This is a genomic window from Acinetobacter suaedae, assembly GCF_008630915.1.
GTDB lineage: Bacteria > Pseudomonadota > Gammaproteobacteria > Pseudomonadales > Moraxellaceae > Acinetobacter > Acinetobacter suaedae.
Genome location: NZ_CP043909.1, coordinates 1,358,077 through 1,382,416, shown reverse-complemented (window position 1 = coordinate 1,382,416; position 24,340 = coordinate 1,358,077). Strand labels below are relative to the sequence as shown.

Genomic DNA, 24,340 nt, shown 5'->3' with positions numbered 1-24,340 from the left:
TTTAAAATTTTTATTGGGTTAAAACAGCCCAATTTCAAATCTAATTCAGTCAAACAGTCTATTGTTTAGACAAAATTACAACATAGTTTTCCATACATATATAAAAGTGACAGAGTTTGCTGCTTTTCTTCACTTAACTTACATTTTTTTTGCCTGTTTTACATTTTGTGCACGGTTCTTGCTTAATCAATTATGCCAATGTAGGTAAATAAAATAACAAGCGAGGGCTACGACTGTGGAATTAAAAGCACACCTTTATCGTCTCGAAAACATTAAAGCAATCCATGATCTTGCGAAAGCAGGTATTGACCATCATGTGATTTCCGTTTTTCTAACAGCAGAGGGAGTTGAACTCACGACATTAGAAGTAACCAACATCGTAAATACTTACAATGCCTTAGGGAAAGAGAAAGTACCAAATAAGAAAGTACAAGCGCTTATTGCCGCTAAAAAAATTGGACAGGAGGACGAAAACTTACCATGCCCTGTTTAACCTTTTATTTTGTCTCATAAAAAAACCTCAAATCAGCCTCTGATTTGAGGTTTTTAACATCAGTAGATTTAAAACATTAAAGGTTTTCTGACATTTCTCAGATGATTAATGTCGGCAGACTCTATACGCTTAAGGAGTTCCACTATGAGTACGAATCCATACAACGGTTCGTCCAAGTGCAGATACCCCCATATAGCCACGCATTCTTACACGCTTACCTTCACCGGTTACAATACCTTTACCTTTATAAATACGACCACTCGTTGCCTCTAAAACGGTACCATCAATATACGCATTAGGGTTGTGAGGATCCTGCTTAAACCCTGATAATATTTCTAATCCAACAAGAGGTTTATTGGTATGTGGCGCTGGACACTTCACGCAATTGGTTAAAGCAATACCATGTGCATTTGGATAGCGATATACAATTTTTCCATTAAACCGGCCATCATCACCTTTTCGAATTTCCACAATAGAAAGTTGTTCCCCCGTACGCTCTTCGATACTTTTCCAATAACCTTCGATCGATGCAGCAGAGGATGTTACTGCGATAAAAGCAATAGAAAGCCCCATGATTATTTTCATGAACACATGATTTGACATCTTTATATTTTCCCCGTTAAAAACTTAAGTATGATTTATAGATTTAATAATCAAGAAAAAACTTATTTTTGGTAGTTATATCGCACAGCACCCCACCAATAAAAAATTAATAATCAAATATATAGTGCAACTGCCCAACGCCTTAGCTTAAGGATTTGGGCTATCCGTGCGAATCCAAACTTGAGTGCGCCCTAAAGCAGAAATCCCCATATACCCCCGCATACGCATACGCTTACCATCTGCACTAAGTTGTGCTTTGCCTTTATAAACATTCCCTGTTTTTGGTTCAAGAACACGGCCATCTATATATTGATTTGGATTTTGAGGATCTTGTTTTAGTCCCCATGCAATCTGCAAACCTAAGATTGGTTTATTCTTAAATGGTTCAGGACATTTCACACAATTCGTCAACACAGTTCCACCGGGTACAGGGTAACGATAAACAATCGTGCCAGTGTAAGTTCCATCGGCTTTCTTTTTCACTTCAACAATTGAAAGCTGTTCACCAGTCCGATCATCAATACTTTTCCAATAACCCTCTGGTGTTGAAGCAACACTCAGCGTAGTGAATAGGCTAAGAAAGACTCCCATGACTCCATTCATGAGAAGTTTTTTTTGCATTTAATGCCTCATTATTTCAAGTAATCCATTTGGTCTACATTTTTATTACAATGAGTCAGCATGGTCAACTAGAATCATGGATATTTCTCAAGCCAATCAGATATAAAACTTGTATTAAATCACACATTTAAGCATTAGCAATACATGGTTAGCATTCATAATCTTTGACCTTAAAATTTAAACACCTAGATCAATTCTCAACGATTTTTTGCATCACTTCATCTTTCAGCAATGTATAATCTATTTTTTTAAAAGATGATGAGATAAATGGATTTACAGATTCTACAAAAACAGTTAGATGAAAGTAGCCATTGCCCTTTATGTCAAGCCTCCATGTATTGGGTTGAAGCTGAACAATATACTCAAGACATACAATTTCATGAATGCAGTCATTGCCAACATCGTGTCTTTCAACAAGAAAGTAAGTTGAACTGTCATTGTGCTCAATGTACTGCTGCGAGAAAAAAACAAACGCAGCAAACTCGCTTACAAGAACAACGTAAATACAGCACCAAAGATGAAGTGATTTATAGCCTTAATCAGCTCAGTTTTTTGCATAAATTATTTTTACTTAGTTTGCTTGATCATTATGCTCGTGAAGATGTACAGCACGATGAAGTTATTCATTGGGAAAACGTCAAGTTCCATCATTTCACCCCTAATTATTTATTTCAAAACCAATTACTCCAAAGTTTGCTCAAATTAGGTGTCTTAAAACCACAGAATACGGGTATTGAGACCGAACATTATTATTTAAACATTCGTTTAGATGGTTATTCAGATCCAAGTCTATATAGTGTTGCCCAACAATTACGCCACTGGTTCTATGAAAACCTTAGTTTAGGTATCCCCTTTAAAACCACTGACGAAGTAAAGGATGCAATGTATTTGGTTCTGTACCAAGAGATTGTCCAATTTATGCAATTTTACTGCCGGACATGGGGTATTCAAATTGCAGGCAGTCGACCATTTCAAAGTTTTTGCTTTCGACTCATGGATAGCTTAGCCATCGGTCAGATCTATTATTTAATTCAAACAGCACTCGAATATTTATATAAGCAGAAAGCTTTACAGCCTAGAAATGATAAATTTATTAACACCAATTTATTAAAGAAAACATTAGAACAATATCGCGAACGTTCTTTAACTGAGCATTGGGAGACATCTACTCTGCCTAGGCCTCACAATATTCCATTAAGTAAGATGTCCGATATTTTACTATTTAAATTTCTAGGTTATGACGAAAATATCTTTATTCAACCAATATGGAAATCTTGGCGGAAGATTGAACCTCGTCTAAATTTTTATTCTGTAAAACGTTGTATGTATTGTGGTTCTAATGATCTCATGGTTGAGTATGATGCCTCAGATTATGTGTCCTTAATTTGTCGTCAATGCAAGCATCAGGATCATTATTTCACCCGTTAAAGCTTTAGGATTCTTATCATGTCATCAAAACAGCAATTGATTGATCAAGTCATTCAAGCTTGGCACGCGCTACAACAAAAAACACCTTTAATTCAGTGTATGACCAACAGTGTAGCTAACAATTACGTAGCCAATATACTGCTGGCAGCAGGCGCATCCCCTGCGATGATTGATAATCCTTATGAAGCTGAAGAATTTACCAAAATTAGTGCTGCTTTAAGCATCAATGTTGGCACACCGACCACAGAACAAACCCAAGCGATGTTGATTTCTGCTAAAACAGCACAACAACATCAGGTGCCATGGGTACTTGATCCAGTCGGCTACGGTCCAATATTAAAATGGCGAAGTGAAACCGTTGATCAATTGCTGCAATATTATCCAACGATCATTCGTGGAAACGCTTCAGAAATAAGTGCGTTGGCAGGTAATCACATTCAATCTAAAGGTGTAGATAGTACACTCAATAGTCAAGATGTTTATGACCATGCTCGGCGTTTATTGCAGCATACAGATTGTGTCGCCATTTCTGGTGTTTCTGATTATATTATTTCAAAGCAATTTGATATGGTGATTCAAGTCAATGGCGGCTGTCATCTACAACCGAAAATCACAGCTACAGGATGCGCGCTAGGCGCCTTAACAGCAGCTTATAGTGCAGTTGCCTCTCCTACAATTGCTGCTCTCGCTTCTCATCTACACTTTGCAATTGCAGGTAAGCTTGCTTATGACCAAGCACAAACCGTAGGAAGTTTTAATATTATGTTTTTAGACTATCTGCATATGTTAGATGATAATTTAATTCATCAATATTACAGTATTGATTGTCTATAATGCTTTTTACATCAATAAATTATTGTTCTGACCTAAATATTTGATTAATGAAACCTTTACTTACCAAAGTCGAATTACTAAATACCATCCCAGATGATTTTCCTTTTCTTCATCTCTATCCACTTGAGTTTAGAAAAAATATCACTGTAATTACAGGTGAGAACGGCAGTGGAAAATCAACGATTTTAGAAGCTTTAGCTTTAAAATTCGGCTGCTCGGCTGAAGGGGGCACTGTCAATTTTAATTATAAAACCGAAGATACCCATTTAGACTATAGCTCGCATTTGCGTATCCAAAAATCTCCACGTCGAATAAAAGATATCTTTTTTTATCGCTCGGAAACCTACTACAACTTTCTGACCGAAATGCGTCAACTCGATAATGCACCAAGTTTCGGGCCACCCATTCGAAATTTCTACGGCGGAAAAGATCTACATATGCTGTCACATGGTGAAGCAATGAAAACACTTATTGATCACCGTTTTCGTGCCGAAGGTTTATATATTCTTGATGAGCCAGAATCTGCACTTTCAGTCAATAATCAAATTAACTTTGTGGAAAAAGTAATTCAACTGAGTAAGCAAGGTACACAATTTATTATTGCGACCCACTCTCCTATTTTAATGCTGATGCCAGACATCCAACTGCTTCAATTAACTGAAAATAGCCTTCGAGAAGTCAATTTTACTGACACGCATATCTATTATATGTATAAAGAAATCATCAACTCAAACGGTGATTTTCTAAAACAAATTATTGATATTTGATAAAAAATATCCATCTAGCTTTTATTGTCAAGATGATGACGTTTGAAAATCCCTTCACTCATTAACGCATAAATCTGTGCGAAATCAGTTCTTTCAGATTGTGCGAGTAACTGCTGATGCATATTTATAATATTTTGATCCCCCCGCATTGCTGGACCTGTTTGCATAAGCTTGGGTTGATTAACAACAGCTTTACTGGCCGTTTCAGTTATCAAAGGATATAACAAACTAAAATCGACCTGTTCAGCATCTACAATTTGTTGTGCCATGTCATAGCAATAATTACTAAAATTGCACGCAAATACTGCCGCCAAGTGGAGTGTTTGACGCTGTTTAGAACTATATTGATAGACTCGATGACTTAGGCTATTAGCAAGCTCTGTCAGCAGTACCAAATCGGCTTGTGTCGATGCTTCTACAAAAATTGGTGTTTCAACCCACTCAATATCGCGATCCAAACTAAAAGTTTGTAGTGGATAAAATACCCCGCTTCGCTGTGACTCTTGCTCGAATGCAATTAAGCTCGTACTTCCTGAAGTATGCACAATTAAACTCTGTGGTACGAAGGAGGTCATTGAATTCATAATTTCAACAATCACCTGATCACTCACTGCGACAATAACTAAGTCCGTTTGCGAATCTAATTGTGTTACCTGATCAATCGCTTGTGCATTTACCTGAGAGGCTAGATTTTCCGCATGTTCTAAATGACGGCTAAAAACTTGAACAATGGTGTGCTGCTGATGTAATACTTTAGCTAAGTGAGTAGCAACGCGACCTGCGCCAATAAATGTTATACGCATAAACTCGATCTAAAAATTATTTGATGCTCAGCATGCCAATAACCGTAATCTAAATCAATTATTTACTGATCTGATATAACCAAAGGAGCGAAAAACTAGCAAAAATTAATGCAAAAAAAGGAAACGCTTTAGGTTGTTTTTGATCTTTAGGCGTCACAGGCATTGTGAGTATAGGTGGTACAAATTGTTGATTTGTAGGTTGACCCAAAATCAACACTTCATTCATCCATGTTGGTAATAGTGCATTAATGGAGTTTTTATGTTCTCGAAGATAATAAATAATGCTGACAGTATCATCACCAATCTCATTGGAAAGTACCGCTAAACTTTTAGGAATTGCCCGATTTAAAGTTTTCTCAACTTCTGCAATAGAGACTCGACCTGCTGCCAAACGTAATAATAATGCATTTTTAACCTGATCATTTTTTTCAAACAAATCATAAACTGAAGGTGTTAGTTTTTCTTTTAATTGATCAACGAGCTCAGGTTTTACTAAAAACCGAGACAATAAAATAGGATAAAATCTTGATAAAATATCATTTTTCTCATTCATTAAACTGGTTTGATCATTCACAATCACCATTGAAACCTTTTGTTTAAGTAACTCCATTGGATTTGTAGACATTGTATTAACTCCAACAATTCAAATGACTTATATCTCTTTTTTATAATTTTATGCAAAACCAATCTCATTTCTTGAATACTTTAATCTATTTTTTATCATTTTTATTCATTTTTTAAAAATTCAATACAATATACATACATCCACTACAGACTATGGAATAAACCTTCGGATTAAAGGTTTATTCCCGATAAAGCGTCCATCATCAAGCAAAAGTACAAAGTACCTTACCAATAAGCTGCGTCCCAAGTAGTGGTGTATTTTTACCTTGCGAAAGAATGCTCTCTTTCGATAGCGTCCACTCTTGTTCAGGATCAAGCAATACCCACCCTGCTTCTTGCAACCAACGTTCACGCATATTGGCAACCTCAGCTGGAATAATGGTTACTTTTTCAACCCATTCCAAAGGTTCAAATACACCTTCTTGAATCAATTGAACACCTAAAGCAACGTAAGTATCGAATGCTGAAATCCCTGGTTGCGTTTCTTCAAATGGTGCGATTTTAGCAGAACTACTTAATGGTTCATGATGTGTACAAATCGCATCAATCACCCCTTCCTTTAAACCCTGACGCAATAATGCTTTGTCCTGTTCAGAACGCAAAGGTGGACGTACATGCGCTAAGGAGTTAAAACCATCAATTAGATGTTCTGTTAAATGCAATTGATGCATAGCTACATCCGCAGTTACTGGTAAACCTTTGGCTTTTGCTGTACGAATCAACTCAACTGACGCACCACAAGACAATAGACCAAAATGAGCTTTCACCCCAGTGGCTTCAATCATCAAAAGATATTTAGCAATCGCCACTGTTTCTGCAATCGCAGGAATCATTGGTAAGCCTTGGCGTGATGCAATAAAGCCTTCATGCACACAGCCATCTTTTGCAATTTGAGCTTCTTCTGCATAAAACACAACTGTCAAACCCAAACCAGCAGCATATTCGAGTGTACGGATGACCACATCATCATTTTCAAAAGCTGCATTGGCGTTGGAAACGGCTGTACACCCACCTTTTTTCAACCCTGCCATATTGGCAGGTTGTTTACCATTCAAAGCCTGTGTTTGGGCACCGATGATTTGCATATAAATGCCACCATCTAACCATGCTTTTTCGATTAACCCATGGATCAAAGCACCATTGTCTTGAACAATTGGTTTAGAGTCTGGTGGTGTAATGACATGTAAAATACCATTGGCACGTGCTGCTTTACCTTCAGATTTTAAGGTACCATGTTGTTGTTGTCCTGGTTCACGTAGACGTGCACAAAGATCAACCATGGTCGGCATTAACCATTTACCTTGACCATTGATAACTTCATCAACTTGTTCGACAGCATCGATTAACTTGCCGTTTTCAATATAAACCGTTTTGACTTGATCAGTTTTTTGAATTGGATCGAGCACACGGACATTTTCAATTTTTACAATACTCATGTGATCTATCCTTTACAGTGCAATCGCTTCAATTAAACCTTGTTCTTGTAACTGCCCTTGCATCGCAAGTGCAAGTACAGCCATACGAACTGCAATACCATTGGTGACTTGTTTTAAAATCACCGATTGATCGCCATCAGCAACACTTGAATCAATCTCAACACCACGATTCATAGGACCAGGATGCATCACGATACAATCAGGTTTAGCCAATGCTAAGCGCTCTTTGTTTAAGCCATACATTTTATAGAACTCGGCTTGTGAAGATAAAGCAGGCGAATCAATACGCTCATTTTGAATACGCAATGCGATAATCACATCACAGTCTTTCACGCCCTGATCCATTTTATTAAACAAACGAACATGCTCACCATATTCATTAAATCCAACTGGCAATAAAGTATTTGGCGCAATCACGCGAATATCTTTACACCCCAGCGTCTGAAGCGCTGCAACATTTGAACGGGCTACACGTGAATGTTTAATATCACCAATAATGGCAACCGATAAGTCTTCAAAAGGCTTTTTGGTTTCACGACGAATCGTCAACATATCCAACATGGCTTGTGTTGGATGTGCATGACGCCCATCTCCAGCATTAATAATTGCAACATTTGGACAGACATCTTTGGCAATAAAATGCGCTGCACCAGATGACGAGTGGCGTACCACAAAAATATCGGCAGCCATCGCTTCTAGATTCCAAAGCGTATCCCGTAAAGTTTCGCCTTTAGAAGTGCTTGAACGTGCAATATCGATATTTAATACATTTGCAGATAAGCGTTTTGCCGCCGCCTCAAATGTAGTTCGAGTACGAGTCGAGTTTTCAAAGAACAGATTCATCACCGTTAACCCTTCTAATAAGGGACGGTTAATTAAATTATTATTTTCATCTAAAAAGCTTTGCGCTGTATCTAAAATTTTGGTCAGGCTTTCCTTGGAAAGACCCTCAATTGTTAAAAAGTGCTTTAAATTTCCTTGTTGATTCAATTGAACCTGACTTGGTTGATGCAGGGCTGCAATATGCATAATGGATTCCTATGGGTCGAATCACCAAAACCTGCATAGTGTAGCCCAATTCTTTTATTTTAGTAGCACAACTTTTCATCGATATGTTGCAATAAATTAGAGCCTTGCAACAAATGACTCATCGTAATGCACCAATATAGTGATGATGAACTTGAGCTTGATAGATCTCTTCTTCTGTTACTTCAGTCGTATAAAGTTCAGATACATCGAGAGATTCTGCAATCGTTTCTATTTTTTCTAGTTTCTTTGCTGGACTTCCTGTAGGCAGTAAATCAATTAATGTACTTAAGCGAGCAACATATCGCTCTAATTCCTGATCTTCAGTGGCCAAAGCAAGATCTGCAATGTATCGAGCGTAGTCTTGATTATGTACTAGATACATCACATCAATAACTCGACCAGATACACGTCGCATACGGACATACATTTGAGTTGCGATCGCAAAAGCATCGGCATTGATAACCACATCATTATTCAGATTATCTTTCATAATTCCCCCAATAAAATGCTTGAATTTCATCAACTTTAAGAAAAATAATTGTTCTGATGAACGATATTATTGTTAGCAAAATATGTACCAACTAATAAATTATTGCTCAAACTGCATTTCTAACTGACAAAGTCCGCAGCGACTAGATATTCGAAAAAAGCTGTTAATCGATGATAAAGCTGACAATCAAACAAATAAGCACCGACAGAATTGATAAAAATCAGTTAAAATAGCCGATTGCTGAACTGCTTTTTTGGAAATGTGCATGAATTCTACACAACGTCTGACAAACTATTGGGTGACCTGTGCGGATGGACTTGAAACCTTATTACAACAAGAATTGGAAAATTTAGGGATTCAAAACATTCAACGCTTCGCTGGACGTTTGGTGTTTAAAGGCACACTTGAAAATGCGTACCGCATTTGTATGTGGTCACGTCTTGCTTCTCGAGTACTTTTACCAATTCATACTCATGAGCTTGAACGAACCCATGATGCCCGCGATGTTGCTGAAGAACTCTACGAGGGCGCAATCAGCTTTGATTGGTCACTTGTCTTTGCACCACAAAGCACATTTGCGGTTCGTCTACATGTTGAGCGTGAAATCAAGGTCAATACACAATTTGCGACCTTACGTGTTAAAGATGGTGTCGTCGATTCCTTTATGGAAGCTGTGGGCAAACGCCCAAGCATTGATATTAAACAACCAGAAATCACGCTCTATGTCTTGGCTGGTAAAACTGAACATACTTACTGCCTAGACTTATCTGGTGATTCATTACATAAACGTGGCTACCGTCGTTTTATGACCGATGCTCCGATTAAAGAAAATCTCGCGGCAGCAATTTTACAAAAAGCAGAATTAGCGGAATATCAACCCGATATTATCCTTGATCCAATGTGTGGTTCAGGCACATTTATTATTGAATCACTAATGATATTAACTGATCGTGCTCCTGGGCTAGTTAGACGCTTCGGTTTTAACGGCTGGCATGGACATGATCGTGAGCTTTGGTTATCACTAAAAGCAGAGGCTGCGGAACGCCATGAAAAAGCATTAGAACGCCCCTTACCAAAACTATATGCTTATGATGCTGACTGGGAAGCTGTTAAAGCTACTCGTCAAAACATCATTGCCGCTGGTTTTGAAAAGTTACTTGATCAAATCCAAATTGAAGAACGTACTTTAGCCGATTGGGATAATTTCCATGCTGAAGGTAAAAAAGCATTTATTGTAACCAACCCACCGTATGGTGAGCGTTTAGGTGATAAAGCATCTAACCGTTCTTTATATCTTGGTTTATCAGCACTATTACAAAAGAATTTCCCAAATCAACGTGCAGCCATTATTGCGGCACAGGTTGAACAAGCTGATGTACTGGCTTTTCTTGAGCCTCAAACGCTACGCTTGATGAATGGTAAATTACCGATTTATGTGCGATTTGGTACGGTGAAGCCAGCCACAGTCACACAGCCATTTTTAGCAACATGGCAACCACAGCAATTTGAAAAAATTGAAGGTGCGGAAGACTTTACCAACCGTTTGCAAAAGAACATGCAGAACCTAAAAAAATGGGCTGTAAAAGAAAATGTTTACTGCTTGCGTTTATATGATGCAGACTTACCAGACTTCAATGTTGCAGTTGATCTATACGGTGATCGATTGCATGTACAAGAATATGCCCCACCAAAAAGTATTGATCCTGAAAAAGCAAAAAAACGTTTTAATTTAGCGCTTGCTGCGATTCGTGCTGTGACAGGTTTAGGTCGCGATGCTATCTTTATTAAAACCCGTGCACGACAAGCTGGATCAAACCAATATACAAAGCAAAGTACTGCATCTAAACGTTTTATTGTTCAAGAAGGCAATGCACGTATCCTGGTTAACTTGACCGATTACTTAGATACAGGTTTATTCTTAGATCATCGTCAAATACGCTTGAGAATTGCTAAAGAAGCCCGTGGAAAGCATTTCCTCAATCTTTATAGCTACACCTCAACAGCAAGTTTACATGCTGCTTTGGGCGGTGCAGCGAGTACAACTAGTGTAGATTTATCTAATACCTACCTGAGTTGGTCTAAAGAAAACTTTGTGTTGAATGGTTTAACTGTAGACCACGCTGATGAACAACATATGTTCTTTGCAAGCGATTGCTTTGAATGGTTAAAAGAAGGACATGAGCAGTACGATTTGATCTTTATTGATCCCCCTACTTTCTCAAACTCGAAGAAGTTCTATGGAACTTTTGACGTGCAACGCGATCATGTTTCGCTAATTAAACGTGCAATGAATCGCTTAACCAGTGATGGAACTTTGTATTTCTCCAACAACTATCGTGGTTTTGAATTAGATGAAGAGATCGAAGCCATGTACGATATTGAAGAAATTACAAATGAGACGATTGGTTTAGATTTTAAAAGAAATCATAAAATCCATCGAGCATGGAAAATTACCCATCCAGCAATAAAATAAAAATTAAGACAGTAACATGTTAGATCACGATTACTTCACCGTGATCGTGATCTCGCCATGTATATTCGTCGATTCAAATTCATAGACCATAAATCGATCAGGAGATTCTCTATGCGGTTTTATGGTTGCTCTCTTTTTATCACGGCTGTCTGAAACTGTATTTTTCTTTTGTTCTTCATAAGGCGATAGTGAACCATCTTCCAACATACTAATTCTAACTTCACGCAAAAAACGATCACTTAACGCCCGTTGAATACGCCAGCGCTCTTGTTCTGGTTGTAAAGCATCTTGTTTTGCTTTGAAAACAATATTCGGTAAAGTGCTTGTTGCTAATCCTGTTTGTAGTGCTAATGTTGATTCCGGCATTGGTTGAGCACTCCACCCAAATGAAGAAGGCAAAATACCCATGCACAAAATTACACAAATACCTGCGTAATAATGTTGCTTGTCTTTCATTTCTATTCATCCTGAATTTTTTTCTTATTTGTTCTGAAACTATCAAGTTTTTCATCAAGCCGCAATCTTATTCAGCATATTCCTAAAAAAAACTGATCAATAGCATATAAATAAAAAAAGATGGCGATTTTCATCACCATCTTTTTGTTCAATTGATAAATTTTAAGCTTAACTCAATTTGACCTTATCAAATACAAGCTGACTATTTTCACCTTTAATCAAGATGTTATCTCCAGCTTGGAATTCACCAGATAAAATTTTCTGAGCCAAACTATTTTCTACCTGTTGTTGGATTGCTCGCTTCAGTGGACGAGCACCATACACAGGATCAAAACCAGCATCTATCAATAGATCAAATGCAGTATCGTCCACAGTTAATCGCATATCACGCTCGGCCAAACGAGAACGTAAACGATCCAACTGAATATCAGCAATACCACGAATCTGAGCCTTTTTCAGTGAATGGAAAATGACCAACTCATCAATACGGTTAATGAACTCTGGACGGAAGTGCTGGCTCACAGCATTCATAACTACTGCCCGAACCTCATCATCTGTCGCCGTTTCGCCTAATTCACGTACATCTTGTGAACCAAGATTAGAGGTCATCACGATCACCGTGTTTTTAAAGTCCACTACGCGACCTTGTGAATCTGTTAAACGACCATCATCCAGTACTTGCAGTAAGATATTGAACACATCAGGATGTGCTTTTTCTACCTCATCAAACAACACCACACTATATGGTTTACGGCGAACAGCTTCCGTTAAAACACCCCCTTCTTCATAACCCACATAGCCTGGAGGCGCACCAACTAAACGACTGACTGAGTGTTTTTCCATAAATTCAGACATATCGATCCGAATCATGGCATCATCACTATCAAACAAGAAGTTTGCTAGTGCTTTGGTTAACTCGGTTTTACCGACACCTGTTGGACCAAGGAATAAGAAAGAACCACTAGGACGATTCGGGTCTGATAGACCTGCACGTGAGCGACGTACCGCATTAGAAACAGCCACCACAGCCTCATTTTGGCCAACCACACGATTATGTAAAAACTCTTCCATATGTAGAAGTTTTTCACGTTCACCTTGCAACATTTTCGCCACAGGAATACCTGTTGCCGCACTTACGACTTCCGCAATTTCATTCTCAGTCACTTTGGTACGAATGAGTTTTGGTTCTTCGTTTTCCTCAGCAATCTCAGCCTGCTCTAGTCGTTTCTGCAATTCTGGAATCACACCATATTGCAAGCGTGCCGCTTCAGCTAAGTCACCTTCACGTTTCGCTTTTTCCAAAGCGACTCGAGCTTGATCCAATTCGACTTGTGCTTTCTTATCACCTTCAACCAGTGTTTTTTCAGCTTTCCAAATCTCTTCAAGATCATTGTACTCTTTTTGCTTTTCAGCAATTTGCTGTTCAAGATGATTGACCTCAGCTTTACTGCCATCATCTTGATCTTTTTTCACGGCTTCCAATTGCATTTTCAACTGGATTAAACGACGATCAAGTTTATCTAAAGCTTCGGGCTTTGAGTCGATCTCCATTTTGATACGCGATGCTGCCTCATCAATTAAATCAATCGCCTTATCTGGTAATTGACGATCAGTAATATAACGATGCGACATTTTCGCTGCAGCAATAATCGCAGAATCTAAAATTTGCACGCCATGGTGAGTTGCATACTTCTCTTTTAGACCACGTAAAATCGCAATGGTATCTTCAACACTTGGTTCATCCACCAATACTTTTTGGAAGCGACGCTCAAGTGCAGCATCCTTCTCGATATATTGACGATATTCATCTAAAGTCGTTGCGCCAACGCAACGTAACTCACCGCGTGCCAATGCAGGTTTTAACATATTTCCCGCATCCATCGCACCGTCACCCTTACCGGCACCCACGAGTGTATGTAACTCATCGATAAACAGGATGATTTCACCTTCATGTTTAGCTAGGTCTTTAAGTACTGCTTTTAAACGCTCTTCGAATTCACCACGGTATTTTGCACCAGCAAGGAGTGAACCCAAATCCAGTGAAAGGACACGTTTATTCTTCAATCCTTCTGGCACTTCGCCATTAACAATACGTTGGGCTAAGCCTTCAACAATCGCAGTTTTACCTACCCCAGGTTCACCAATCAACACTGGATTATTTTTGGTACGGCGTGATAACACTTGAATCGTGCGGCGGATTTCGTCATCACGACCAATCACAGGGTCAAGTTTACCCGCTAATGCACGCTCAGTTAAATCAATGGTATATTTATTCAATGAGTCACGTTGATCTTCGTGATTATTGCTCATGACTTTGTCATTTCCTCTAATATTTTCAATAACTTTACGCAAGCTTTCTGAAGTTACACCGACACTATTGAGAATCGCCTTGGTCTCTCCTGTCTCAGCCAAACCAAGTAACACCCAATCCGTAGATAAGAACTCATCACCTGCTTTTTGAGCATAGCGATCAGCTAAATTCAATGCTTTTACGGCTTCAGGATTAAGATTAATATCACCCGTCGGATTTGCCAGTGTCGGTGCATTTTGTACAGCTTGATCAAGTTTTTGCTTTAGTTCTGGTAAACGAGCGCCCGCTTGTTGCAACAAACTTATATTGGCTGGCTCTTCTAACAAAGTTGTCAAGATATGAATCCCTGCAATTGCAGTATGATCCTTACCCATCGCCAAGGATTGTGCATCTGATAGCGCTTGCTGTAAGCGGTTTGTAAATTTTTCAAAACGCATTCTTGTTATTCCTCACAACAAATTTTTAACTTATCACTAAGATGGGAACGCTTTTTTAAATTTCAATAAAAATTTATATATTTTTCAAAATCTTATAAAAATATTAATCAATAAAACTCAGTGATAATATGGGTCTATAAGCAATCTATTTCAAGTATCTTTTGTATAATTTTTCAGTATGTTCCATTTTGAACAAAATCCTTATTGTGATTCTTAATTTAACGTTTTAGCTTAACACTTTACTTAAATCAAAAATGGCTCTTATGTATTTGAAAACAATATTGCTTGGCGCTATTTGCCTAGTCTCTACTCATTCGGCATTTGCCCAACTTCCACAAGATTCTCGTCGTGCTGGTGGCGTTGCTGTGATTCCCTTAACAGCAAATATCACACAAGTATTTTATCAGCAAAAGCCTGTGTTAATTACTCAAGAGGGTACACAACGTTATGCTGTATTCGGTATTCCTCTCTCTACACCTGTTGGTCAATTGCAGCTCACCACAAATAGCGCACCGATTCAAATCGAAATTCGCCCTTATAAATATGCTGAACAACGTCTCACCATTAAAAATCAAGACTATGTCAACCCAAGCCAAGCACAGTTAGATCGTTATGCACAGGAAGCTAAAGAACAAAATAGCGTTTATGAGTCATTTACAACCAGTACATGGCAAAGCATACCAAGCTTTATTCGACCAACAGCTGGGAAATTTAGTAACTCTTTCGGTCGTAAACGATTCTTTAATGGCGAGGAACGCGCTCCCCATTCTGGTTTAGATATTCCTGCACCAGTTGGACAAAAAGTGGTAGCGCCTGCTGATGGTATTGTTGTTCAGACTGGAGATTATTTTTTTAATGGCAAAACCGTATTGATTGACCATGGTCAAGGTTTAATCAGCATGTTCTGTCATCTTAGTAAAATTAATGTAGAAAAAGGACAATCTATTCGCCAAGGCGAAGTACTTGGATTAGTCGGTAAAACTGGTCGAGTCACAGGTGCACATCTGCATTGGGGAATGAGTCTCAACAATGCGCGTGTCGACCCTCAGTTATTTCTAAAATAAAAACCAATAAAAAAAGTGATCTATGCTAAATAGATCACTTTTTAGTTAAACTTAATAGTTTTCGTTTATTCCGCTTCAACAATTTCAAAATCATGTGTGATTTCTACACCACCATCAGAAAGCATCTTACTTGCAGAACAATATTTTTCTGCTGAAAGTTCCACTGCTTTTTCAACTTGCTTTGTTTTTACTGCTTTTCCTGTCACAATAAAATGCAAATGAATTTTGGTAAATACCGCAGGAATTGTATCTGCTCTTTCTGCTTTTAACTGACATACGACATCGGTCACATCTTGACGAGATTTTTTTAAAATAGTCACAATATCAAACGAAGCACACCCACCAAGTCCCATTAAAATCAACTCCATAGGACGTGGACCACGGTTTTCACCGCCATATTCAGCAGAACCATCCATCACTAAACTGTGACCACTTTCTGATTTCGCCTCAAAAGCAACATTCTCTAACCAATGTACACTTGTTTGCATTGCAACTACCCGAAAAACGTTATAAATTTACTCTGTTCTTGTACACTAACATAAAATGAGTTGATAAGGAATTTCATCTCTTCTGTGTAGAAAAAGCTCAAACGAGCCTGTGCGATCGGTTTTATCCAAATTCGGAAATTTTAAGCATGACTTCAAATTTTTCACATCTTAGCACTGATGCTTTGTCTCCAGGCCAACTACCTGAATCAGTTAAAGCTTTGCTAAAACGTGCTCATATTAACAGATACCCTAAACGCACCACGATTGTTGACGCTGGAACGGAATCAAGATCACTGTATTTAATTTTAAAAGGTTCAGTATCAATTATTTTACGTGAAGATGATGAACGTGAAATTGTTGTTGCTTATTTGAACCCTGGGGACTTCTTTGGTGAAATGGGTCTTTTTGAAAAAAACCCTCAACGTACTGCTGAAGTACGCACTCGAGATGTATGCGAAATTGCAGAAATTTCTTATGACAATTTCCACGAATTAAGTAAACAGTATCCTGATTTAAGTTACGCAGTATTTGCCCAACTGGTGCGTCGTCTTAAAAATACAACTCGTAAAGTAACCGACCTTGCCTTTATCGATGTGTCTGGTCGTATTGCGCGTTGCTTAATCGACTTATCTGCTCAACCAGAAGCAATGATTCTACCAAACGGTCGTCAGATTCGTATTACTCGCCAAGAAATTGGTCGTATCGTAGGTTGCTCTCGTGAAATGGTTGGACGTGTACTCAAAACACTCGAAGATCAAGGCATGATTCAAACTGATGGTAAAGCCATTTTAATCTTTGATGCATCTTTAGAAGAAAATACCTTCCCTGAAGATGAGTATGATGATGAAGATTGATCTAATCAAATCACCATAATATACAAGGCCAGTGTTCACACTGGCTTTGTTTTATAAATAAAAAATAGCAAAATCACTCGGCTTCTGATTACATAATTACTATGATTATAGAGATAATCAGAATGTAAAGAATGGTCAACTTTTTTTATAATTCGGCTTAAATATATTGATATTGATAAGATACTGATTTGGAGAGAATAAGTATGAAGAAGTTTGCGTTAAGCCTTTGTGCAATCACTGTGATGACCATTTCTGGCTGTGCATCTTTCGCTGAAATGGCTGGTGCTGACACTGCAACCCTCAATGCACAATCAGCACAGGGCTTTGCACAAATGACTCAAGAAGCCCGTGCAAAAAATCAACTTGATACAAGTTCTGCAACCTACCAAAGAATCAACACGGTATTTAATCGCCTAAAACCACATGCAGATAAGTTAAATAAAACAGGACAACGTTTTGACTGGCAGCTCGCTGTGTTGAAATCAGATACTGTCAATGCCTATGTAGCACCCGGTGGTAAAGTTGTATTCTATACGGGTATTGTAAATAAGCTTAATCTCACCAATGATGAAATTGCTGCAATTATGGGACATGAGATGACGCATGCTTTAGAAGAACATGCGAAAAGCAAAATTGGCGCTCAAGCATTGACTAACTTAGCAATTGGTATTGGTACCTCTTATGCAGGTGCGAATATTGGTGAAGCGGGTAATGCAGCAATCAATCTAGGCAGCCAAATTGGTATCGGCTTACCTTACTCTCGTAACCTAGAAAGCCGTGCTGACTACGGCGGTTTAATGCTGATGGCACAAGCGGGCTACAATCCTAATGCGGCTATTACTTTATGGGAAAAAATGAACCGCTTAGATGGTAAAGGCGGCTCTGCTTTCTTATCAACTCACCCATCAAATACACAACGTATTGCAGATATGCGTAAGAACTTACCTGCTGCAATGGCGATTTATAATAACAGCCGTCGTTAATCAGTCTCAGCCATTAAATCTCTAGTAGATTTAATGGCTTACATAACTCACTTGTTATCCTTCTATTCTTGCAATTTCCTCATCTGCATTTATGGTCAAATTTATACCTCTTAGATGCTGAATCCTTCCTGTGCAGTGAGCAATTACAGGAACCTCCATTTTCATCGCCTCCATCATGGCAATCACATCACCTTGTTGCACTTGATCATTCTCTTTAATTTTCCAAGCACTGATGACACCATTGATCGGTGCAAGTACAGCTTTTTCGTTTTTAGAAACTTGTTTAACATTGTTATGGACATCTGGGCGGTGCTTGTTCTCCATTTGAAAGAACGCTAAAGGCAACCCAATCTCATGCAGTTTACCGTCAATCTCAATATGATAGCGCTGCAATGTCATTTGATCCGATCTTTGACTGCGAGGCTGTACTGCAAAATCATGTGAACAATCCTGCTCAATCCAACGCGTATGAATTTTAAACTCATCCACAAAATCAGGTTCAGTTAAAATCGCCTGATGGAATGGCAATACAGAAGCAACTCCTTCTAATTGAAAATGAGCAAGCGCTCTCTTAGCACGTTGAATCGCTATTTCCCGTGTAGCTCCAGTCACAATCAATTTTGCCATCAAAGAATCAAAATGGCTGGACACCAGACTTCCATTTCCTACACCTCGATCTAAACGGATACCAATTCCTGATGGAGCATCAAACTGAGTGATTTGACCAAACGCAGGTATAAAACCACGTGCAGGGTCTTCTGCATTAATTCTAAACTCAATTGCATGCCCCTGAGGCTCAGGAGTTGTCTGAATCGAAAGTGGCTGACCCAAGGCGATTCTGATTTGCTCTACAACCAAATCGATGCCTGTAGTTTGTTCTGTCACAGGATGTTCAACCTGTAATCGTGTATTCACTTCAAGAAACGAAAGTTTGTTATCTTGACTCAATAAATATTCAACTGTTCCTGCACCCACATATTTTGCCATTCGACAGATATTGACTGACGACTGAATGATTTGCTGATAAATTTGTTCACTGATAAAAGGTGCAGGCGCTTCTTCGACTAACTTTTGATTACGACGCTGTAAAGAACAATCACGGGTACCAACGACCACCACTTGTCCATGTTGATCAGCAATGATTTGTGCTTCGATATGTCTAGGTTTTTCTAAATACTGTTCTACAAAGCATTCACCTCGCCCAAATGCAGCTTGCGCTTCACGTACCGCAGACGCATATAAATGAGCAACTTCATCTAACCGCCAAGCCACCTTTAAACCACGCCCTCCACCACCATAAGCAGCTTTGATTGCGATCGGTAATCCATATTGTTGAGCAAAAGTGACTGCTTCAGCCGCAGAGTTAAGCGGTTGTTCCGTCCCATAAACTAAAGGTGCACCAACAGATTGAGCAATTTTACGCGCTTGTATTTTATCACCTAGTTTCTCAATGCTTTCTGGCGATGGTCCAATCCAGATCAATCCAGCATCAATGACAGCTTGAGCAAAATCCGCACGCTCCGACAGAAAACCATATCCTGGATGGATCATCGTTACCTGTGCCTGTCGCGCAATCGATAAAATTTTATCAATGTCTAAGTAGGTTTCTTTGGCAGTCACCCCCGACAGCGCCCATGCTTCATCCGCATATTGGACATATAAACTATCAATATCATCATCTGCATACACTGCAACTGAACGAATATCTAAATCTTGACAAGCCTGAATAATACGAACCGCAATTTCCCCACGATTAGCGATTAAAAGTTTATGCTGTGTATTCATGTGATGCGATATCCATAAAATCTGAAATTTTTCTAAATTGAATGAAACACCCTGCTGCAAGTTGAGCAATCAGCCCCAGATGATACGGTGCTACAGCGGCAATCACTGGATACCCCCCTGTTAAAGGATGGTCGTTCATAAACAGAACTGGTTGACCATTTGCTGGAACTTGAATTGCACCCGTACAACATCCTTCACTGGGTAACTCTTGGTTTATTTGTCGTTGTAGCGGCTGCTCTCCCACGAGCCTTAGGCCAATTCGATTACTTTCTGTGGTGACCAACCAAGCTTGGCTAAATAATAGATCCACACTCTGTCGATTAAACCAATCCGCTCGAGGTCCGAGTATGACATCAACCACAACCGTCTCACCCTTGCTTGGTAGAGTAATAGCTGATTGATCTAAGTTTACAGCTTGTGTTTTTAATTGATCAGCATAAATTTGATCACCAACTTTAATCGGTAATGGTCCCAACTCAGCCAAAACATCATGACTTGCACTTTCTAGCACACGCTCAACAGCAAATCCACCACGAATAGCCAAATAGTTACGAAGTCCAGCTAGAGGTGGCGAGATATAAACTTCATCACCAGCGTCTAAAGCAATCGGTTGGTATAATGACTCTTGAACTTTGTTCGAGTTCGTATAAGTTATCCAAAGCGCTGCTGCTGCACCTGTCACTGCAATCACTGTTGATTGCAATACTTTCAATCGCAATCCACCATTCAATATTTCAAAGACAGCCGCATCAGAAGGGTTACCTACGATTAGATTCGCACTTTTAAAAGCACGATCATCCATCGCCCCCGCTCGCCCTATACCCAGTTTGGACATATTTTTACGCCCATCATCTTGCACTAAGACTTGTAAACCGACATTTTTAACTTCGAATATTGCTGATTTTTCATTCCTTTTTGGAATAGAAACGGGTTTGTTTGGGACAGAAATCTGTGTTGGATGATTACGAACATCTTTAAAGATAACCTGATCACTGGGTAACAATAAAGCAGGTTGAGCACGATGAATATCCCACATTTTTTCATCTGTTTGACCAATTAATTGCCAACCTCCTGGGCTATCTTTTGGATAAACACCACTATATTCACCTGCTAAACCCACAGATCCAGCCCGAATCTTCTTTCGTGGCGAGGCCAAACGTGGGATACTGGTGAATGGATGATCAGGACTGACCAAATACGCAAAACCTGGGGCAAAACCAATAAATGCAACCTGCCAATGACTGTGAGTATGCTTATAGATAACCTCATCAACACTGATTCCCAAATACTCAGCAACATGGGTTAAATCAGCACCTTGATAATCAACCTGTAGAATAACTTCTTTGCCTGTATTGAAAAAGTCTTGTTTTATTTTTTGCGTGGAGATCCACTGGATTAATTTCTTTACATCAATACACAAACAATCAAAATAAACCAATATCGTTCGGGCTGCGGGTATCATTTCCTGAATATAAGGATGCTGGCTATGTTGTAAAAAATGATACGTTGCAATTGTTTCTTCTAAACTAGGAAATTCAATTAACACACAATCCAAATTAACTGATAAAAACCGCATCTCATCACTCTTTTTATTATGGTCAAAAAGGCTTAACCCACAAAATTACGTATTTGAATATGCTGTGCTAACAGTATTTGTCGAATCTCTTGTGCCATTTGTACAGCACCCATCGTATCGCCATGCACACATATGGTATCGGCTTGAATCTTGGTGAACTCACCTTCAATCGATTCCACTCCACCTTTTAACACCATATCTAATACCCGCTGTGCAATCAGCCCAGTATCATGAATCACAGCATTATCTAACCGACGAGAGACCAAAGTACCATTGTTGTGATAAGCACGATCCGCAAACGCTTCTGAAACCACCGCTAAACCTTGCTTACGGGCAAAGGGAATCAACGGTGATCCAGCCAACCCAACCAACACGAGACTGGCGTCATATTGTTGAATCGCATCAATCACGGCTTGGGCTTGTTCTAAATCTGTAGCGATGGTGTTATATAACGCCCCATGTGGCTTTACATACTTAACGCGTGTTCCCGCAACCTGAGCCAAACCTTGTAAAGCTGAAATCTGATACAGCACATCTGCAAATAATTCATCATAAGACAAATCCATCTTTCGGCGGCCAAAGCCAACCAAATCAGGATAAGAAACATGTGCACCAACAGCGACGTTGCGTTGAGCTGCTTGTTTTAACGTTTTTAAAATATTCTGTGGATCACCTGCATGAAAACCACAGGCAATGTTAGCACTACTGACCACAGAAAGGATTTGATCATCATTGCCCATTTTCCATGCACCATAGCTTTCACCTAAGTCGCTATTTAAATCAATCTGAATCATGGTCTTATATCAAAATCCAAAAAGTAATCCGTTTAATTATTACACTATAGTTTCGACCATGCCAATAAACTTAAGGGTGTTCAATTAATAAATTTTTGCTTGTCCTTCGACTCTTGTTTTAAATCTACGATGAAACCACATATATTGCGTTGGCTGCATTCTGATCTGATTTTCGATAATCAAATTCACTCGCGTCGCATCTTCAATCTCATCAAGACTTGGAAAATTTTCTAAAGGTGGTTCTAATAAAATATGATATTGCGGATTTGTTATATCACCTTCACGATAAAAGAATAAAGGAATAGCCAATGCTTTGGTAATTTTCATCAATCGTCGATGCGCTGTTAATGTCGCAGCCTGAACACCAAAAAATGGCGCCATAACACCTTGCTTCAATCCAAAATCCTGATCAGGACTATACCAAATGGCATGCCCTTTTCTTAGGCTGTGAATTAAGCCTTTCATATCATCTTTGCCTATTTGATTCTTATAAATCGTCGCTCGACATCTACGAATCAACATATCAAGTAGAGGATTGTTCTGGGGGCGATAAACCACATCAAAATCAAAGAAACGACTACTTACAAAACCACCAGCATCTAAAAGTGTAGTATGTGTTCCTAACAATAGCACCCCTTGCTGTTGTGCGTTTTGAATATGTTGTAATCCATGGATATGAATTCGGTTTTTAAACCAACTTGGCTTATACCAAGCATTTAATGCCTCAAACAAACCAAGCATCATATTCAAGAAAACTTGTTGTGCATCCTTTTGTATTTCTAACTCACTTTTATTAGGGAAACAAACCTCTAGATTCCTAATTGTAGTTTTTCTGCGAGATTTCAAAGCTTTCCATGCAACTTTAGATAAAAGATCCGCTAAACGCCATTGGATTGCCCAAGGTAAAATTGCGAATACCATCAAGATCAGTAAAGCAATCCATATTCCCCAATACTTAGGCAGTAAAAAAGACCATTGAAATTTACTGGCCTCAAGTTGTTGTTCAGCGCTCATAGCGACAAGTTTCTTAAATAAAACTCACCAGCGTAGCATATCTAGTTTTTTTAATGTTCTTAATTGTGTTCTTCTCAATCTATTTTAAACACAAATGCAGCATATGCGTTGCTATGGTATGTCGAATATGGTCTGGACGCTGATGAAAATACCGTTGACTTAGACCATCACCTGATAAATCCTCTATGACCTGATAACCAAGTTTATTTACAGCGTGATGTAAGTCTTTCGGCCGAAACTGACCTTTTAATGGTTCTTTCAAAAAACGTGTAAATTGTGAAACAAACAAACTCCCAAAACGCTCAACACCATCCAACTCACGATAATCAATCGAATAATCTAAAACCACTTCACTGCCCTCGCTCGCGATTTGAGCAATACTGGATAAAGTATGTAATGTCGTTTGTGGTTCGAGATAATGGGTTGTGCCTAACCAAGAGAAAAATGCTTTTTGATCTTGTTGAAAGGAACTTCTTGCCAAAGCATCTGCAATCGACTCTTTTTCAAAATCAATTGATACAAACTCAACATTAGCTGGAATGTCACCAAACTCTTTGAGTTTCAAATGTTTTGCCGCTTGGGTATCAGGATGATCAACCTCAAAGATTGTTAAATTCGGATATTGTTGTGCTTGTCTCAACGTGAACGAATCTAAACCTGCACCCACCAAGACATATTGCTGAGTGCCTTGCTGAATCGCTTGCTGCAATAAGTCTTCTGCATAACGCGAACGACCAACAACTTGCCCTGTCAGTAAACCTAACGTTCGGTTAAATACAGTAGAATTCATCACTTTAACGGTCAGTGGAGTTTTTAATAATTTTTGCCAACCTTTACTGGTTAGCTCAAATGCAAATGGATCAGAAAAAACAGGATTTTCGGCATTTTTGAAATGATTTGCACGTAATGCTGCAGCCGCTTCAGCCGTTCGGCTTGATTGTCCATCTTTCATCTTTATTTCCTAATGTTTAGGGTCT

At 38.9% G+C, this 24,340-nt stretch carries 23 protein-coding genes; 8 read left to right on the top strand and 15 right to left on the bottom strand.

Annotated features, from left to right (window positions below):
* The first annotated feature begins 235 nt into the window (after window positions 1-235).
* Window positions 236-493 carry a hypothetical protein gene (locus F2A31_RS06460; RefSeq protein WP_150025679.1) on the top strand — a complete coding sequence of 86 codons (258 nt, stop codon included), beginning with the start codon at window positions 236-238 and terminating at the stop codon, window positions 491-493.
* Window positions 494-622: 129 nt separating this feature from the next.
* Here F2A31_RS06460 and F2A31_RS06455 read toward each other — a convergent pair whose 3' ends face one another.
* Together F2A31_RS06455 and F2A31_RS06450 are read right to left on the bottom strand one after the other, a co-directional pair.
* Window positions 623-1,096 carry a DUF2147 domain-containing protein gene (locus tag F2A31_RS06455; RefSeq protein WP_150025678.1) on the bottom strand — a complete coding sequence of 158 codons (474 nt, stop codon included), beginning with the start codon at window positions 1,094-1,096 and terminating at the stop codon, window positions 623-625.
* Between the two features lie 147 nt (window positions 1,097-1,243).
* Entirely contained in the window at window positions 1,244-1,717 is a 474-nt protein-coding gene (locus F2A31_RS06450; protein ID WP_150025677.1) for a DUF2147 domain-containing protein, read from the bottom strand.
* A gap of 267 nt (window positions 1,718-1,984) precedes the next feature.
* Here F2A31_RS06450 and F2A31_RS06445 point away from each other — a divergent pair, with 267 nt between their 5' ends.
* Genes F2A31_RS06445 through F2A31_RS06435 form a run of 3 tightly spaced genes read left to right on the top strand, consistent with a single transcriptional unit; the run spans window position 1,985 to window position 4,746 of the window.
* On the top strand, window positions 1,985-3,145 hold the full coding sequence (locus tag F2A31_RS06445) for a hypothetical protein (RefSeq protein ID WP_150025676.1): 1,161 nt from the start codon (window positions 1,985-1,987) through the stop codon (window positions 3,143-3,145).
* Window positions 3,146-3,163: 18 nt separating this feature from the next.
* On the top strand, window positions 3,164-3,979 hold the full coding sequence (gene thiM / locus F2A31_RS06440; RefSeq protein ID WP_150025675.1) for a hydroxyethylthiazole kinase: 816 nt from the start codon (window positions 3,164-3,166) through the stop codon (window positions 3,977-3,979).
* A gap of 47 nt (window positions 3,980-4,026) precedes the next feature.
* The gene (locus F2A31_RS06435; RefSeq protein ID WP_150025674.1) at window positions 4,027-4,746 is read left to right on the top strand and encodes an AAA family ATPase; all 720 of its coding nucleotides are present in this window, start codon (window positions 4,027-4,029) and stop codon (window positions 4,744-4,746) included.
* 14 nt (window positions 4,747-4,760) lie between these two features.
* Here the strand turns inward: F2A31_RS06435 and F2A31_RS06430 are convergent, their stop codons facing one another.
* The 5 genes from F2A31_RS06430 to F2A31_RS06410 all read right to left on the bottom strand — a co-directional run bounded on the left by F2A31_RS06430 (window position 4,761) and on the right by F2A31_RS06410 (window position 9,128).
* Window positions 4,761-5,549: a Rossmann-like and DUF2520 domain-containing protein gene (locus tag F2A31_RS06430; RefSeq protein WP_150025673.1), complete on the bottom strand. Its 789-nt coding sequence runs from the start codon at window positions 5,547-5,549 to the stop codon at window positions 4,761-4,763.
* A gap of 58 nt (window positions 5,550-5,607) precedes the next feature.
* Complete coding sequence (locus F2A31_RS06425) at window positions 5,608-6,174, bottom strand: hypothetical protein (RefSeq protein WP_150025672.1); 567 nt, start codon at window positions 6,172-6,174, stop codon at window positions 5,608-5,610.
* A gap of 202 nt (window positions 6,175-6,376) precedes the next feature.
* On the bottom strand, window positions 6,377-7,609 hold the full coding sequence (locus F2A31_RS06420) for a dihydroorotase (RefSeq protein ID WP_150025671.1): 1,233 nt from the start codon (window positions 7,607-7,609) through the stop codon (window positions 6,377-6,379).
* Between the two features lie 12 nt (window positions 7,610-7,621).
* Entirely contained in the window at window positions 7,622-8,638 is a 1,017-nt protein-coding gene (locus F2A31_RS06415; protein WP_150025670.1) for an aspartate carbamoyltransferase catalytic subunit, read from the bottom strand.
* 118 nt (window positions 8,639-8,756) lie between these two features.
* Complete coding sequence (locus F2A31_RS06410; protein WP_150025669.1) at window positions 8,757-9,128, bottom strand: hypothetical protein; 372 nt, start codon at window positions 9,126-9,128, stop codon at window positions 8,757-8,759.
* A gap of 265 nt (window positions 9,129-9,393) precedes the next feature.
* On the opposite strand from F2A31_RS06410, the gene rlmKL reads away from it, so the two are divergent.
* Window positions 9,394-11,601, top strand: coding sequence for a bifunctional 23S rRNA (guanine(2069)-N(7))-methyltransferase RlmK/23S rRNA (guanine(2445)-N(2))-methyltransferase RlmL (rlmKL, locus tag F2A31_RS06405; RefSeq protein ID WP_150025668.1), 2,208 nt, complete (start codon window positions 9,394-9,396; stop codon window positions 11,599-11,601).
* A gap of 30 nt (window positions 11,602-11,631) precedes the next feature.
* Here the strand turns inward: rlmKL and F2A31_RS06400 are convergent, their stop codons facing one another.
* Window positions 11,632-12,057 (bottom strand): hypothetical protein, encoded by a 426-nt coding sequence (locus F2A31_RS06400; RefSeq protein WP_150025667.1) that lies wholly within the window; start codon window positions 12,055-12,057, stop codon window positions 11,632-11,634.
* Window positions 12,058-12,225: 168 nt separating this feature from the next.
* Window positions 12,226-14,805 carry an ATP-dependent chaperone ClpB gene (gene clpB, locus F2A31_RS06395; protein WP_150025666.1) on the bottom strand — a complete coding sequence of 860 codons (2,580 nt, stop codon included), beginning with the start codon at window positions 14,803-14,805 and terminating at the stop codon, window positions 12,226-12,228.
* A gap of 263 nt (window positions 14,806-15,068) precedes the next feature.
* On the opposite strand from clpB, the gene F2A31_RS06390 reads away from it, so the two are divergent.
* Window positions 15,069-15,869, top strand: a complete 801-nt coding sequence (locus F2A31_RS06390; RefSeq protein WP_171490563.1) for a peptidoglycan DD-metalloendopeptidase family protein — start codon at window positions 15,069-15,071, stop codon at window positions 15,867-15,869.
* 65 nt (window positions 15,870-15,934) lie between these two features.
* On the opposite strand, the gene F2A31_RS06385 is transcribed toward F2A31_RS06390, so the two are convergent.
* The gene (locus tag F2A31_RS06385; protein WP_150025664.1) at window positions 15,935-16,357 is read right to left on the bottom strand and encodes an OsmC family protein; all 423 of its coding nucleotides are present in this window, start codon (window positions 16,355-16,357) and stop codon (window positions 15,935-15,937) included.
* Between the two features lie 146 nt (window positions 16,358-16,503).
* On the opposite strand from F2A31_RS06385, the gene crp reads away from it, so the two are divergent.
* Window positions 16,504-17,211 (top strand): cAMP-activated global transcriptional regulator CRP, encoded by a 708-nt coding sequence (gene crp / locus F2A31_RS06380; protein ID WP_005082645.1) that lies wholly within the window; start codon window positions 16,504-16,506, stop codon window positions 17,209-17,211.
* A 203-nt stretch (window positions 17,212-17,414) separates the two neighbouring features.
* Window positions 17,415-18,194 carry a M48 family metallopeptidase gene (locus F2A31_RS06375; protein WP_150025663.1) on the top strand — a complete coding sequence of 260 codons (780 nt, stop codon included), beginning with the start codon at window positions 17,415-17,417 and terminating at the stop codon, window positions 18,192-18,194.
* A gap of 54 nt (window positions 18,195-18,248) precedes the next feature.
* On the opposite strand, the gene F2A31_RS06370 is transcribed toward F2A31_RS06375, so the two are convergent.
* The 5 genes from F2A31_RS06370 to F2A31_RS06350 all read right to left on the bottom strand — a co-directional run bounded on the left by F2A31_RS06370 (window position 18,249) and on the right by F2A31_RS06350 (window position 24,315).
* Complete coding sequence (locus F2A31_RS06370; protein ID WP_150025662.1) at window positions 18,249-19,979, bottom strand: acetyl/propionyl/methylcrotonyl-CoA carboxylase subunit alpha; 1,731 nt, start codon at window positions 19,977-19,979, stop codon at window positions 18,249-18,251.
* Entirely contained in the window at window positions 19,963-21,555 is a 1,593-nt protein-coding gene (locus tag F2A31_RS06365) for a 5-oxoprolinase subunit B/C family protein (RefSeq protein ID WP_150025661.1), read from the bottom strand. Before F2A31_RS06365 ends, F2A31_RS06370 begins: the two co-directional genes overlap by 17 nt.
* Window positions 21,556-21,587: 32 nt before the next feature.
* Complete coding sequence (locus tag F2A31_RS06360) at window positions 21,588-22,349, bottom strand: LamB/YcsF family protein (protein ID WP_150025660.1); 762 nt, start codon at window positions 22,347-22,349, stop codon at window positions 21,588-21,590.
* An 84-nt stretch (window positions 22,350-22,433) separates the two neighbouring features.
* Window positions 22,434-23,363 (bottom strand): LpxL/LpxP family acyltransferase, encoded by a 930-nt coding sequence (locus tag F2A31_RS06355; protein ID WP_150025659.1) that lies wholly within the window; start codon window positions 23,361-23,363, stop codon window positions 22,434-22,436.
* 79 nt (window positions 23,364-23,442) lie between these two features.
* Window positions 23,443-24,315, bottom strand: coding sequence for a class I SAM-dependent methyltransferase (locus F2A31_RS06350; protein WP_150025658.1), 873 nt, complete (start codon window positions 24,313-24,315; stop codon window positions 23,443-23,445).
* Between the last annotated feature and the right edge of the window lie 25 nt (window positions 24,316-24,340).